Consider the following 12,496-nt stretch of genomic DNA (forward strand, 5'->3'; position numbering starts at 1 on the left):
CCGTTTCGGCCCCCTCCGCCAAGACATGTGGGCCAAGCGGGCAACGCCAGACCGTGGAGCCGAAAACTTGAACTTCACCGCCCATGCCGACGGCCGCTTCGAGATAGGGAGCCGAACCGTTTCCTGCATCCTCGGCAAGGGGGGCGTGAAGCCCGCCGCCGATAAACGCGAGGGTGACGGCGCCAGCCCGCTGGGAACCTGGCCGATCCGCCGACTGCTCTACCGGCCCGACAAGAGCCCGCCGCCGAGGACCGGCCTGGCGGTGCATCCCATCCAGCCGAACGAGGGCTGGTGCGATGCGCCGGACGATCCGAACTACAACCGCCCGGTCCGCCTGCCCTACGCCGCCAGCCACGAGAAGCTGTGGCGGGACGACGATGTCTACGATCTGGTGCTGGTATTGGGGCACAACGATGACCCGGTGGTCGCGGGGATGGGATCGGCCATCTTCCTGCACCTGACCCGGCCGGAGCGGACCCCGACGGAAGGCTGCGTGGCGCTGGACGGGCCGGACCTTCTGGATCTGCTGGCCCTGGCCAAGCCGGGCGATACCGTCGAGATCACCGCCTGATGGCCGCCGCGCCTCCGCCCAAGGGCCCGCCCGATGGTCCCCTGGCCGGCCTGACCGTCATCGAGATGGGCACACTGATCGCCGGGCCGTTCTGCGGCCAGATTCTCGGCGACTTCGGGGCGACGGTGATCAAGCTGGAGGACCCCGGCAAGGGCGATCCCATGCGCCAGTGGGGCCGCAGCCTGCCGATGGGCCACAGCCCCTGGTGGCCGGTGATCGGCCGCAACAAGCGCTCGGTGACCCTGAACCTGCGCGACCCGGAAGGGCAGGCCATCGCCCGCAAGCTGATCGCCGGGGCCGATGTGCTGATCGAGAACTTCCGGCCAGGCGCGATGGAGAAGTGGGGTCTGGGCTACGAAACCCTCAGCGCCGACAACCCGAAGCTTGTCATGGCCCGGGTCTCCGGTTTCGGCCAGACCGGCCCCTATGCCCAGCGGGCCGGCTACGCCCTGATCGGCGAGGCCATGGGCGGCCTGCGCTACATTACCGGCGAGCCCGACCGGGCCCCCGCCCGGGCCGGCATCTCGGTCGGCGACAGCCTGGCCGGGCTGCACGCGGCGCTGGGGACGATGATGGCGCTGCACGCCCGCGAGCGGACCGGCCGCGGCCAGATCGTCGACGCCGCCATCTATGAGAGCGTGCTGTCGGTAATGGAGAACCTGATCACCGAGTACGGTCTGACCGGCTATGTGCGCGAACGCTCCGGCTCGGTGCTGCCGGGCATCGCCCCGTCCAACGCCTATCCGACCGCCGACGGGGCGCTGGTGGTCATCGGAGCCAACCAGGACACCCTGTTCGCCCGGCTGTGCGCGGCCATGCGCCGGCCGGAGCTCAGCGCCGACCCGCGCTACGCCGGCCATGCGGCGCGCGGCGAGCACCAGGGCGAGCTGGACGCCCTGATCGGGGCCTGGACGGCGACGCTGACGGCCGCCGACCTGCTGGCCCTGATGGAGACGCACGGCGTCGCCGCCGGCCGGGTCTACCGCGCCCCCGACATGCTGGACGATCCGCAGTTCATCGCCCGCGCGGCCATCGTCGAGACGCCGCATCCGGTGTTCGGCAGCGTGAAGATGCAGAACGCCTTCCCCAAGCTCAGCGACACCCCCGGCGGCGTCCGCTGGCCGGGCCCGGCGCTGGGCGAGCATACCGACGCGGTGCTGGGCGAGCGGGCGGGGGTGAGCGCAGAGGATCTGGTGAAGCTGCGGGAACGCGGCGTGATCTAGCTCAAAATCCTTCCCCGTTTACGGGGAAGGGGGACCGCCGGCGAAGCCGGTGGTGGAAGGGGCGAGGGCCGTGCGCTGACCTCGACCGGCATGTCAGAGATGGTCCTGGACCAGAGTGGGCGGCCCTCGCCCCCTCCACCGCTTCGCGGTCCCCCTCCCCCGTGAACGGGGGAGGATGAGGATCACCGCCCCACGGCTTCGGCCACGGCCCGGACGATCTGGTGGATGTTGTAGGGCTTGCGGACGATGGGGGCGTCGAAGCCGCCGGGGGCGCCGCGCTCGCCGTAGCCGGTGGCGAAGACGAAGGGGATGCCGCGGGCCTGCAGCCGCTCGGCCACCGGGGTGACCAGCCGGCCGCCCAGGTTGACGTCGAGCACGGCCGCGTCGAGCAGCGCCTCGGCATGGCCCATGGCCTCGTCGACGTCGCCGGCGGTGCCGACGATGATGGCCCCGGCCTCGACCAGCCCCGCCTCCAGTTCCAGGGCCAGCAGGGTGGCGTCCTCGACGATCAGGATGCGCAGGCCCTCGACGCCGCCATGGCCGTTGATCTGGCCGGTGGAGACGCCGTTGGGGGCCGGCGCCGGCTCGGCGGTCTTGGCGTCGGCCAGGGCGGCGCGGTTGGCGGTCAGATGCACCCGCACGCCGCTCTTTTCGTAGGTGACCTTGCCGGTCCCGCCGAGCTCGCGGCCGGTCACCCGGTCGAGCAGCACGGCGCCGAAGCCCGTGCGGGTCGGCGGCGTCACCGGCGGGCCGCCGATTTCCTGCCAGTCGATGGCGAAGCCGCCGTCGGGCCGCTTGCGCCAGTCGAGCAGCACCCGGCCGCCCTCCACCGACAGGGCCCCGTACTTGATGGCGTTGGTGGCCAGCTCATGCAGCGCGAGCGACAAGGCGTTGGCGGCGCGCGGAGTGAGGAACAGGTCCGGCCCCGACCAGATGGCCTGGCCCTGGCCAAGGCCGCCCAGCTCCGCCTCGACGATGGAGCCCAGGCTGGCCCCGTGCCAGCGGGTGGCGGTGAGCAGCTCATGGGCCTGGGCCATGGCCTTCAGCCGGCCCGAGAAGCTGTCGATGAAGCCTTCGATCGAGCTGGTGCGGCGGGCCGACTGGGCGGCCAGCGACTGCACGGCGGCCAGCACGTTCTTCACCCGGTGGTCCAACTCGGCCATCAGGGTCTCGCGCTGTTCCTCGTCGCGCTTGCGGTCGGTGATGTCCTGGACGACGCCGATGATCTTGCGCGGCTGGTTGTCGGCGTCGCGGACGACCGTGCCGGCCCCCATCATCCAGCGCACCTCGCCGTTGTCGGGGCGGACGATGCGGTATTCCGCCCGGTAGCGGCCGGTCGCCTTCAGGGAGCGGTCGACCTCGGTCCGCAGGGCGTCGCGGTCGTCGTGATGCACGAACTTGAAGGAGACGTCGCCGTGCTCGCCGGCGGCGCCGTCGCGGGTCAGGCCGGTCATCGCCTTCATCTGCTCGTTGATGACCATGCGGTCGGCGGTGAGGTCCCATTCGAACTCGCCCAGCCCGCCGGCCTCCAGGGCCAGGTCCCGGCGCTGGCGGTCCAGCTTGCGGCCGCGCTCGACGGCCAGGCGGTGGGCGTCGGCCATCAGATGGTCGGTGGCCAGGTCGGCGAGGTCGCGGAGGGCCTCGGCCAGGTCCTCCTCGTCATGCGGATGCGGTTCGGGATCGCCGACCATCAACAGGCCCACCACCGCGCCGTCGGGGGTGACCAGCGGGGCGCTGGCGTAGAAGGCGACATCGGTCTGGGTCAGGTTGGCGCGGACGTCGTCGAAGCGCGAATCGCCGCGCACATCGCCGCTGATCAGCACCTCGCCGCGGCGGATCATGACGTCGGCCAGGGAGCCGGCGCGGGGAAACTCCCGCCGCTCCAGCCCGACGCTGGCCTTGTGCCAGAGGCGGTCGCGATCGACGAGGGCGAGGGCGGCGCGCGGCGCCCCGAACAGGGCGGCGGCCAGGCGAACGATGCGGTCGAAGTTCGGATCGGTATCGCTGTCCAGCGCGCCCAGGCCGCGCAGCACCGCCAGCCGGTCCTCCTCGGCCATTTCGACGTCAGCTGCGACAATTTTACTCATGCGGGCACCTTAGACCCACTTTGTGAGTTAAGCGACTGGTGGCGGTGAGCGGCAGGGCGCCCTATCTTGGAACCAGCGCCTATCCCCGGCGTTGTCGGGCCGTCACCCCATGACGACCCACGCCCGGGGTGCGGGCCTCACGCGGAGCTATCAGATGACCAACGTGCCCACCGGCAGCGAAACCGAAGCGGCCAAGGCCAAGACCGCGCTGAAGAGCGCGGCCAACCATGCCGAGAAGAGCTTCGCGGAAGCCGCCGAAGCCGCCAAGACCAGCATCACCGAGGCCGCCGCGCGCGCCGAGGTGGCGATCAAGGAAGGCCTCGAAACCTTCCGCGCCCAAAGCCGCACCTACGCCGACACGGCCGGCCATCAGCTCGACGTCGCTCAGCGCTACGTCACCGAGCGGGTCAAGGAAAAGCCGCAGACGGCCCTGCTGGCGGCCGCTGGCGTCGGCCTCCTGCTCGGCCTGCTGCTCGCCGGTCGCGGCGACCGTCGTTGATCGTAGAGCGGACTCTGGCGGCCCTGGCGACGGCGGCGGCGGTGGTCGCCGCCGTTTCCGTGGCCATTGTCGCCGCCTTCTTCGCCATCTTCGCCCTGGTTGAGCCGACCGTCGGCAAGGCCGGGGCCGGCGCCGTCGTGGCCGGCACGGCCGCCCTGCTGGCGGCGGTGATCGCCATGGTCGCCGCCCGCAAGATGGAGGGCGACAAGCGCCGCCACGAGGCCGCCCAGGCGGCCAGCATGGGCCCCGGCGGCCACGCCGACCTGGCCAACGTCATCCTGAACGTCATCAAGGACCGGCCGCTGCTGTCGGCCGGCGCCGCCGTCGCCGTCGGCATCTACGCCCTGCGCAACCCGGCCCTGATCAGCGCCGTGGTGCGTGGCTTCATGGACGGCCGCAAGACCTGAGACCCGGGCAAACCCGGACGATCTTCAAGCGTTGTTGAAAATGAACGCCGGCGGCTCCCCTCGCCGGCGAGTGAGGAGTTGCGTCAGTCATGTTCATCCTGCCCGATCTGCCCTACGCCCGTGACGCCCTGGCCCCCGTCGTCTCCGGCGAGACCCTCGACTACCACCATGGCAAGCACCACAAGACCTACGTCGAGACGCTCAACAAGCTGCTTGAGGAAAAGGGTGAGAGGCCGGGCAGCCTGGAGGCGGTGGTCAGGTCGGCCGGCCCCGGCAAGCTGTTCAACAACGCCGCCCAGGCCTGGAACCACGGCTTCTTCTGGGAATCCATGGCCGCCACGCCGCCCAGACCGTCGGGCGCCCTGGCCGAAGCCATCGAGGCCTTCGGCGGCCTGAAGGCGCTGGGCGAAAAGTTCGTCGAGACCGGCGTCGGCCAGTTCGGCTCCGGCTGGGTCTGGCTGCTGTGGAAGGACGGCAAGCTCGCCGTCGCGCCCAGCCATGACGCCGACAACCCGCTGGCAAACGAGGCGGGCTTCCCGCTGCTGGTCTGCGATGTCTGGGAGCACGCCTACTACCTGGACCATCAGAACGACCGCAAAGGCTTCCTGACCGCCTGGTTCGACGGCCTGGCCAACTGGGACTTCGCGGCCCGCCAGCTGGCGGCGGCGCAGGGGTCCGGCGACGGGTATCGCTACCCGCCGCCGAAGTAGACGGCGGAGAAATGGAACCGCGCCCATAGAAAGCCGTTCTCCCAACTGACGACGCGACGTCTTCGCGTTTCGATTAAAGGGAAGGTTTTCAAGATGCTCAGGTGGGCGCTTATTTTCCTTGTCGTGGCGTTGGTCGCGGCAGTTCTTGGGTTTGGTGGTATCGCCGGCGCGGCCGCTGACATCGCCAAGATCCTGTTCTTTGTCTTCCTCGTCCTGTTCGTGGTTTCACTGGTCATGAACATGGTCCGGGGTCGAGCGCCTTGACCGCAAAGGTCGAGACGTAGATTCCGATGAAGGGCGGCGCCGAAAGGCCCGCCCTTTTTCGCGCCTGGGAAACTGCTAAGTCCCTCTCAAATCCCTGGGAGATCCCCCGCGTGCTGAACAAGTCCTCCGCCAGAGTGCTGGCCGCCGCCCTGCTGCTGACGGCGCCCGCCAGCCTGGTCTCCATCCCAGCTTTCGCCGCCACCGCCGCCTCGCTGCCGACCGCCCCGCCGATCAAGTACCGCGAGCGCGTGCTGCCCAACGGCCTGCGGGTGATCAGCTCGATCGACCGCACCACCCCCAACGTCACCGTCCAGGTCTGGTACGGCGTCGGCGGCAAGGACGATCCGGAGGGCCGCACCGGCTTTGCCCACCTGTTCGAGCACCTGATGTTCAAGGCCACCCGCGACATGCCGTCGGAGAGCCTGGACCGCATGACCGAGGACGTCGGCGGCTTCAACAACGCCTTCACCGCCGACGACATGACCGCCTACTACGAGGTGGCCCCGGCCCATCACCTGGAGCGCCTCCTGTGGGCGGAGTCCGAGCGGCTGGGCTCGCTGGTCGTCGACGAGGCCAACTTCAAGTCCGAGCGCGACGTGGTGAAGGAGGAGCTGCGCCAGCGCATCCTCTCCAACCCCTACGGCCGCTTCCAGGCCCTGCTGGTGCCCTCGGCCAGCTACACCACCCACCCCTATCGGCGGCCGGTGATCGGCTCGATCGAGGACCTCGATTCGGCCACCGTCGACGATGTGCTGAACTTCCACGCCGACTACTATCGGCCCGACAACGCCGCCCTGATCATCGTCGGCAACTTCGACGAGGCGGCCCTCGACGCCTGGGTCGACAAATACTTCGCCCCCATCAAGACGCCGGCCGCGCCGCTGCGCCGGGTGACGGTGCGGGAGCCGGCCCGGACCGGACCCAAGACGGTGACCGGCTACGCCCCCAACGTGCCGCTGCCGGCCATCGCCATCACCTGGCAGGCCCCCAAGGCGGCCGACCCGGACGCCGCCGCCCTGACCGTGCTCGACGCCATCCTGTCGGGCGGCAAGTCCTCGCGGCTCTACAACAGCCTGGTCTATGAACAGCAGATCGCCCAGGCGGCCTTCTCCACCGCCGAGCTCAACGCCCAGCCGGGGCTGTTCTACGTCGGGGCCATCATGGCCGGCGGCAAGACCCTGGACGAGGGCCAGAAGGCCCTGCTCGAACAGGTGGCTAAACTCCGCGACGCGCCGCCGACCCCGGCCGAACTGGCCGAGGCCAAGAGCGAGATGATTGCCGGGGCCGTGCGCCAGCGCGAGACCATCGACGGCAAGGGCTTCGTGCTCGGCTCGGCCCTGGTGCTGGAGGGCGACGCCGCCAAGGCCAACAGCGGCATCGACGAGCTGAACGCCGTCACCGCCGCCGACGTGCAGCGGGTGGCCAAGAAATATCTGTCGCCCGACCGCATGGTCGTCGTCCGCTACATGGACGAGAAGCTGCGCCCGGCCGGCGAGAAGGATGTGGCCACCAAGCCCGTCGCCGTGGCCAGCAAGCCCTTCACCGGCCAGCGGGTGGCCCTGCGCGACGTCGCCGACCGCGAAAAGCCGCCGGCGCTGGGCCAGCCGATCGCCCCCGCGCTGCCGACCGCCGTCGAGAAGACCCTGCCCAACGGCCTGCGGGTCATCGTCGCCCAGTCCAGCGCCCTGCCGCTGGTCACCGCCGACCTCACCGTCCGCGCCGGCTCGATCTTCGATCCGGAGGGCCAGGCGGGCCTGGCCAGCATGGCCGCCGACCTGATGACCGAGGGGGCCGGCGGCAAGAGCGCCGTCGACATCGCCGCCCAGACCGAGGCCCTCGGCGCCGACCTGTCGGCCGGGGCCGGCACCGAATTCACCTCGGTGACCCTCAACGCCCTGACCAGCAACCTGGCCCCCGCCATGGACCTGATGGCCGACGTCGCCCTGCGCCCGACCTTCGATCCGGAGGAGCTGGACCGGCTGCGCGACCAGTCGATCGACGGCTTCCAGGTGTCGATGACCGAGCCCCGCTCGGTGGCCGGCTATGTCTCCGCCCCGGCCGTCTGGTCCGGCACGCCGTTCGCCGACGTCACCACCCCGACCACCCTCAAGGCCCTCAAGCGCGACGACCTGGCCGCCTTCCACGCCCGCTGGTTCCGGCCCGACAACGCCGTGCTGGTGATCACCGGCGACATCAGCCCGCAGGACGGCTTCGCCCTCGCCGAGCGGACCTTCGGCGCCTGGAAGGCCCCGGCCGGCGCTCTGGCCCCCGCCCCGGCTATCGCGGCGCAGTCCAAGCCCCGCGTCGTCATCGTCGACATGCCCGGCGCCGGCCAAGCCAGCGTTATCGTCGCCAAGCGGGCCATCACCCGCGACGATCCGCGCTACTACGCCGGGCTGGTGGCCAACAATGTGCTGGGCGGCGGCTATAGCTCGCGGCTCAATCAGGAGATCCGGGTCAAGCGCGGCCTGGCCTATGGCGCCAACTCCTCGCTGTCGGTCCGCAAGGGCAGCGGCGGCTTCTCCGCCTCGACCTCGACCAAGAACGAGACGGCCGGCGAGGCCCTGGTGCTGCTGCGCGGCGAGATGGGCCGGATGGGCGACAGCCTGCCGACGCCTGAGGAGATGGCCGCCCGCAAGTCGGTGCTGATCGGCGGCTTTGGCCGTGAGCTGGCCACCACCGACGGCCTGGCCGACACGCTTGGCTCGCTGGCCGCCTACGGCATCGACCTGAAGGAGGTGTCGCTGTTCACCACCAAGGTCGAGGCGGTGACGCCCGAGCAGGTCCGTAACTTCGCGGCCGAGGTGCTCAAGCCCGGCGAGACCAGCGTCATCGTCGTCGGCGACGGCAAGCTGTTCGGCAAGAGCCTGAAAGAGGCCCTCCCCGGCGCCGAGGTCATCCCCCTGGCCGACCTCGACCTCGACAGCCCGACCCTGCGCAAGCCGAAATGATTGCACGTATCCTGATCATCGCCGGCTCCGACAGCGGCGGCGGGGCCGGGCTGCAGGCCGACATCAAGGCGGTGACCATGCTGGGGGCCTATGCCGCCACCGCCGTCACCGCCGTGACGGTGCAGAACACCCTGGGCGTCACCGGCGTGCATCCGATCCCGCTCGACATCATCGAGGCCCAGGGCCGGGCGGTGCTGGACGACATCGGGGCCGACGCCATCAAGACCGGCATGCTGGGCGACGCCGCCACCGTGGCCGTCGCCGTCCGGCTGATCGACCATGCCGGCAGTATTCCGGTGGTCATCGACCCGGTGATGATCGCCAAGGGCGGCCACAGCCTGCTCGATCCCCGCGCCATCGCCGCGGTGCGCGCCGAACTGATCCCCCGCGCCGCCCTGCTGACCCCCAACGCCCCGGAAGCCGAGGCCCTGACCGGCCTGCCGGCCACCAGCACCGACGAACTGCGCCGTTGCGGCTACGAACTGCTGGAGCTTGGCGCCAAGGCCGTGCTGATGAAGGGCGGCCATGTGCCGGGCGACCGGCTGGTCGACCTGCTGATCACCCCGGACGGCGAGAGCGCCTTCGAGGACGCCCGCATCGACACCCTCCACACCCACGGCACCGGCTGCACCCTGGCCAGCGCCTGCGCCGCCGGCCTGGCCCAGGGCCTGGACCTGACCGCCGCCGTGGCCCGGGCCTGGAACTACGTCCACCGGGCCATCGAGGCGGCGCCCGGCCTGGGAAAAGGGCATGGGCCGCTGGACCATGCCTGGATGTTACGCTCTCGTTAACCCACTGACAGGGCGCGACAAATTGCGTGGTGACAGATTTTAAGCCGCATGATTCCATCCTCTCCAAGTCGGGGAGTTTTCCATGCGTCTCATCATCGCCATGGCCGTGACGGCTGTCGCCCTGCCCACGGTCGCCCTTCCTACTGGCGCCTCAGCTGAAACCTGGCTGCCGATCGCCAAGGGCGCGGCCCATGTCTCCTACGCCGACCCCGACGCCCTGACCGGCGACGACGCCGAGGTCGTGGTCCGCGAGATGAAGGTCTACGACCCGCCGGTCACCGCCGACGGCCAGACCATCCAGGCCCGCATCGTCAACTACCGCTTCCGGTGCGAGAGCACCCGTTTCAAGATCCTCGACGTCGAGAACGTCGACGAGAACGGCAAGAGCCTTGGCGTCAGCCCGGTGGCCGAGGACTGGCGCGAACCGGTCGCCGCCGGCACCGTCGGCGAGAAGCTGGCCGCCTTCGGCTGTGGGCGGATGGCGATGGATCCCAACGGCGCGGTGACCCGCTCCTCGGCCATCCGCGACGGCCGGTGGATGCTTTCCCAATAGGCTGGAGACGGGCTCCGAATCGGCCACATTGGCCGCATGCTGAACAGCCGACTCGAAGAGATCGTCCGCGCCGCCCCGACCCTGATGACGGCGCTGCGCCACGCCCGCGACCTGGACCTGCCCGACTGGCTGATCGTCTCCGGGGCCGTCTACCAGCGGGTCTGGAACCACCTGACCGGCCGCGACGCCGACTACGGGGTGCGCGACTACGACCTGGCCTACTGGGACGCCGACACCAGCTATGAGGCGGAGGACGTCTTCATCAAGCGGGCCGCCGCCCTGTTCCCGCCGCCGCTGAACGATCTGGTCGAGGTGCGCAACCAGGCCCGGGTGCATCTCTGGTTCGAGGACCACTTCGGCGAGCCCTACGAGCCCCTGGCCAACAGCGCCGAGGCGCTCGGCCGTTTCGTGGCCCCGGCCTTCGGGGTCGGCGTCCGGCTGGAGAAGGACGACAGCCTGACCATCGAAGCCCCATTCGGCCTCGACGACCTGTTCGCCATGACCCTGCGCCCCAATCCGAACCGGCCGCTGGCCAAGGGCTGGGAGAAGACCACCAGCTCGGCCCGCGCCCGCTGGCCGGAGGTGACGATCATTCAGCCGCGCGAATAGACCGCGCGGTCCCGGATCTCCATGAACCGGTCGACGCCGGTCAGGTCGGTGAAACCGTAGCTCCGGTAGAGTTCATGCGCATCGGCCGTCGCCAGGTGCCGGCGGCGCAGGCCCTGCAGGTCGGGATGGGCCAGAAAGTACTCGACCAGCGCCTTGCCCAGGCCCTGCCCGCGATGCGCCTCGTCGACGAAGACGTCGCACAGCCAGGCGAAGGTGGCCCGGTCGGTGACCACCCGGGCCATGGCGGCCATCGCCCCATCCGGCGCGTAAGCGGCGTAGGTCAGGCTGTTCTCGACCGAGCGGCGGAAGGTTTCAAACGAAATGCCCTGGGCCCAATAGGACTGTTCGCTGATCCAGACATGGCCCCTGGCCATGTCGAAGCTCGCCGGATCGTCGCTGATGCGGTAGCCGTCACCGCCCTGGGTTTCGAAGGTCATGGCGCTTTCTAGGCCCGGGCCGGGATGAGGAACAAGCCGTGCGCCAGTGGACCGTCGACGCCTTCGCCGCCGTCCCCTTCAAGGGCAATCCCGCCTGCGTCGTCGAGCCGCTTGACGCCTGGCCGGCCGACGCCTGGATGCAGGCCCTGGCGGCCGAGAACAACCAGGCCGAGACCGCCTACCTCCTGAAGACCGCCGACCCGGCCCGCTTCGGCCTGCGCTGGTTCACCCCGGCGGTGGAGGTCCCGCTCTGCGGCCACGCCACCCTGGCCGCCGCCCATGTGCTGTTCGCCGAGCTGGGCCTTGAGGCGGGCGAGATCGCCTTCGAGACCCGCTCGGGCCTGCTGACCGTGTCCCGCGAGGACGGCCTCTACGCCATGGACCTTCCCGCCGACCCGCCCCGGCGGACGGCCGCGCCGGAGGGATTGGCCGAGGCCCTGGGCGCCCCGCCGGCCGAGGTCTGGGCGGGCGCCTATCTCGTCGCCGTCCTGGACAGCGAGGCGGCGGTGCGCGACCTGGCCCCCGACATCGCCGCCCTCGCGAAGATCGCAGGCGAGGCGATCGACGGCCCCGGCAACATCAGCGTCGCCGCCCTGGCCGATCCCGGGCGCGGATACCAGGTCGTGAGCCGCTTCTTCGGCCCCGGCTGCGGCATTCCCGAAGATCCGGTCACCGGCTCGGCCCACTGCCTCCTGGCGCCCCTGTTCGCAGGCAGGCTGGGCCGAGCCCGCAACCGTTTCCACCAGGCCTACCCCGGCCGCGGTGGCGACCTCGACTGCGAGATGAAGGGCGACCGGGTGATCCTGCGCGGCCAGGCGGTGACGGTGGTGGAGAGCATGCTGCGGCTTTGATCGGCGTCATACGAGAGGCCCCCAAACGAAAGCGCCCCCGCCGGGGACGGGCGGGGGCGCGGGCGGGGCTCGCAGTCGGGGGAGGGCGGCGAGCCCCGGGTCTCGGTCGTCAGAGACTAGTAGCGGCGGTAGTCGCCACGGCGGTCGCCGCGGTGGTCGCGGTCGTTGGCCTGCCAGCGGATCTTGACGCTGAGCCGGCTGAAGCGGCGGTCGAGGTCGACCCGTTCCCAGGCCTGCAGGCCGCCGGTGGCCCGGTAGCGGGCTTCCAGGCGGGCGATGCCGCGGAATTCCTGGCGCAGGCCGGCGGCTTCCCGACGGGTCAGCGCGCCGCTGCGGACGCCCTGATCGATGCGGCGGTCAAGCTGGGCCTGGCGCTGGTTGATGTTCTGCCACGGGGCCGCCAGAGCGGGCGCGGCGGTCGCCGCCAGGGCCGAGGCGGCGAGGATGGCGATCGCGAACTTTTTCATCCTGTTGTCCTTCCTGATGACGCCGCCTGAGTGACGACGTTGAAGACAACAGAACATCTGTGACCTGAAATGGTTC

The 12,496-nt window shown here is 70.5% G+C and carries 14 protein-coding genes; 11 read left to right on the forward strand and 3 right to left on the reverse strand.

What is annotated here, in order from left to right:
- The first annotated feature begins 67 nt into the window (after positions 1 to 67).
- Both AC1RSK_RS14150 and AC1RSK_RS14155 read left to right on the forward strand, forming a co-directional pair.
- Positions 68 to 571 carry a L,D-transpeptidase family protein gene (locus AC1RSK_RS14150; RefSeq protein ID WP_492908205.1) on the forward strand — a complete coding sequence of 168 codons (504 nt, stop codon included), beginning with the start codon at positions 68 to 70 and terminating at the stop codon, positions 569 to 571.
- Positions 571 to 1,794, forward strand: coding sequence for a CaiB/BaiF CoA transferase family protein (locus tag AC1RSK_RS14155; protein ID WP_492908206.1), 1,224 nt, complete (start codon positions 571 to 573; stop codon positions 1,792 to 1,794). Before AC1RSK_RS14150 ends, AC1RSK_RS14155 begins: the two co-directional genes overlap by 1 nt.
- A 182-nt stretch (positions 1,795 to 1,976) precedes the next feature.
- Here AC1RSK_RS14155 and AC1RSK_RS14160 read toward each other — a convergent pair whose 3' ends face one another.
- Positions 1,977 to 3,881 carry an HWE histidine kinase domain-containing protein gene (locus tag AC1RSK_RS14160; protein ID WP_492908207.1) on the reverse strand — a complete coding sequence of 635 codons (1,905 nt, stop codon included), beginning with the start codon at positions 3,879 to 3,881 and terminating at the stop codon, positions 1,977 to 1,979.
- 154 nt (positions 3,882 to 4,035) lie between these two features.
- On the opposite strand from AC1RSK_RS14160, the gene AC1RSK_RS14165 reads away from it, so the two are divergent.
- The 8 genes from AC1RSK_RS14165 to AC1RSK_RS14200 all read left to right on the forward strand — a co-directional run bounded on the left by AC1RSK_RS14165 (position 4,036) and on the right by AC1RSK_RS14200 (position 10,665).
- A complete protein-coding gene (locus AC1RSK_RS14165) occupies positions 4,036 to 4,380 on the forward strand; it encodes a hypothetical protein (RefSeq protein WP_492908208.1) in 345 nt (114 codons plus the stop codon).
- Complete coding sequence (locus tag AC1RSK_RS14170) at positions 4,377 to 4,787, forward strand: hypothetical protein (protein WP_492908209.1); 411 nt, start codon at positions 4,377 to 4,379, stop codon at positions 4,785 to 4,787. Before AC1RSK_RS14165 ends, AC1RSK_RS14170 begins: the two co-directional genes overlap by 4 nt.
- Before the next feature lie 89 nt (positions 4,788 to 4,876).
- The gene (locus tag AC1RSK_RS14175) at positions 4,877 to 5,497 is read left to right on the forward strand and encodes a superoxide dismutase (RefSeq protein WP_492908210.1); all 621 of its coding nucleotides are present in this window, start codon (positions 4,877 to 4,879) and stop codon (positions 5,495 to 5,497) included.
- A 93-nt stretch (positions 5,498 to 5,590) separates the two neighbouring features.
- Positions 5,591 to 5,761, forward strand: a complete 171-nt coding sequence (locus AC1RSK_RS14180; RefSeq protein ID WP_492908211.1) for a DUF1328 family protein — start codon at positions 5,591 to 5,593, stop codon at positions 5,759 to 5,761.
- A 110-nt stretch (positions 5,762 to 5,871) separates the two neighbouring features.
- Positions 5,872 to 8,712 carry a M16 family metallopeptidase gene (locus tag AC1RSK_RS14185; RefSeq protein WP_492908212.1) on the forward strand — a complete coding sequence of 947 codons (2,841 nt, stop codon included), beginning with the start codon at positions 5,872 to 5,874 and terminating at the stop codon, positions 8,710 to 8,712.
- A complete protein-coding gene (gene thiD / locus AC1RSK_RS14190) occupies positions 8,709 to 9,503 on the forward strand; it encodes a bifunctional hydroxymethylpyrimidine kinase/phosphomethylpyrimidine kinase (RefSeq protein ID WP_492908213.1) in 795 nt (264 codons plus the stop codon). The genes AC1RSK_RS14185 and thiD overlap by 4 nt, the downstream gene beginning before the upstream one ends.
- Positions 9,504 to 9,585: 82 nt before the next feature.
- Entirely contained in the window at positions 9,586 to 10,056 is a 471-nt protein-coding gene (locus tag AC1RSK_RS14195) for a surface-adhesin E family protein (RefSeq protein WP_492908214.1), read from the forward strand.
- 36 nt (positions 10,057 to 10,092) lie between these two features.
- Entirely contained in the window at positions 10,093 to 10,665 is a 573-nt protein-coding gene (locus AC1RSK_RS14200; RefSeq protein ID WP_492908215.1) for a nucleotidyltransferase family protein, read from the forward strand.
- Here AC1RSK_RS14200 and AC1RSK_RS14205 read toward each other — a convergent pair.
- On the reverse strand, positions 10,650 to 11,102 hold the full coding sequence (locus tag AC1RSK_RS14205) for a GNAT family N-acetyltransferase (protein ID WP_492908216.1): 453 nt from the start codon (positions 11,100 to 11,102) through the stop codon (positions 10,650 to 10,652). The genes AC1RSK_RS14200 and AC1RSK_RS14205 overlap by 16 nt on opposite strands.
- Before the next feature lie 38 nt (positions 11,103 to 11,140).
- On the opposite strand from AC1RSK_RS14205, the gene AC1RSK_RS14210 reads away from it, so the two are divergent.
- Positions 11,141 to 11,953, forward strand: coding sequence for a PhzF family phenazine biosynthesis protein (locus tag AC1RSK_RS14210; RefSeq protein ID WP_492908217.1), 813 nt, complete (start codon positions 11,141 to 11,143; stop codon positions 11,951 to 11,953).
- A gap of 116 nt (positions 11,954 to 12,069) precedes the next feature.
- Here the strand turns inward: AC1RSK_RS14210 and AC1RSK_RS14215 are convergent, their stop codons facing one another.
- Positions 12,070 to 12,420 (reverse strand): hypothetical protein, encoded by a 351-nt coding sequence (locus AC1RSK_RS14215; protein WP_492908218.1) that lies wholly within the window; start codon positions 12,418 to 12,420, stop codon positions 12,070 to 12,072.
- Between the last annotated feature and the right edge of the window lie 76 nt (positions 12,421 to 12,496).

The sequence above is a fragment of the Caulobacter sp. GW821-FHT11A05 genome (assembly GCF_058809015.1).

What these genes read in the sequence shown, in the direction of transcription:
- AC1RSK_RS14165 (WP_492908208.1), top strand. Translation starts at nt 4,036, where the DNA reads ATGACCAACGTGCCCACCGGCAGCGAAACCGAAGCGGCCAAGGCCAAG.
- AC1RSK_RS14160 (WP_492908207.1), bottom strand. Translation starts at nt 3,881, where the DNA reads ATGAGTAAAATTGTCGCAGCTGACGTCGAAATGGCCGAGGAGGACCGG.
- AC1RSK_RS14205 (WP_492908216.1), bottom strand. Translation starts at nt 11,102, where the DNA reads ATGACCTTCGAAACCCAGGGCGGTGACGGCTACCGCATCAGCGACGAT.
- AC1RSK_RS14215 (WP_492908218.1), bottom strand. Translation starts at nt 12,420, where the DNA reads ATGAAAAAGTTCGCGATCGCCATCCTCGCCGCCTCGGCCCTGGCGGCG.
- AC1RSK_RS14195 (WP_492908214.1), top strand. Translation starts at nt 9,586, where the DNA reads ATGCGTCTCATCATCGCCATGGCCGTGACGGCTGTCGCCCTGCCCACG.
- thiD (WP_492908213.1), top strand. Translation starts at nt 8,709, where the DNA reads ATGATTGCACGTATCCTGATCATCGCCGGCTCCGACAGCGGCGGCGGG.
- AC1RSK_RS14180 (WP_492908211.1), top strand. Translation starts at nt 5,591, where the DNA reads ATGCTCAGGTGGGCGCTTATTTTCCTTGTCGTGGCGTTGGTCGCGGCA.
- AC1RSK_RS14155 (WP_492908206.1), top strand. Translation starts at nt 571, where the DNA reads ATGGCCGCCGCGCCTCCGCCCAAGGGCCCGCCCGATGGTCCCCTGGCC.
- AC1RSK_RS14200 (WP_492908215.1), top strand. Translation starts at nt 10,093, where the DNA reads ATGCTGAACAGCCGACTCGAAGAGATCGTCCGCGCCGCCCCGACCCTG.
- AC1RSK_RS14175 (WP_492908210.1), top strand. Translation starts at nt 4,877, where the DNA reads ATGTTCATCCTGCCCGATCTGCCCTACGCCCGTGACGCCCTGGCCCCC.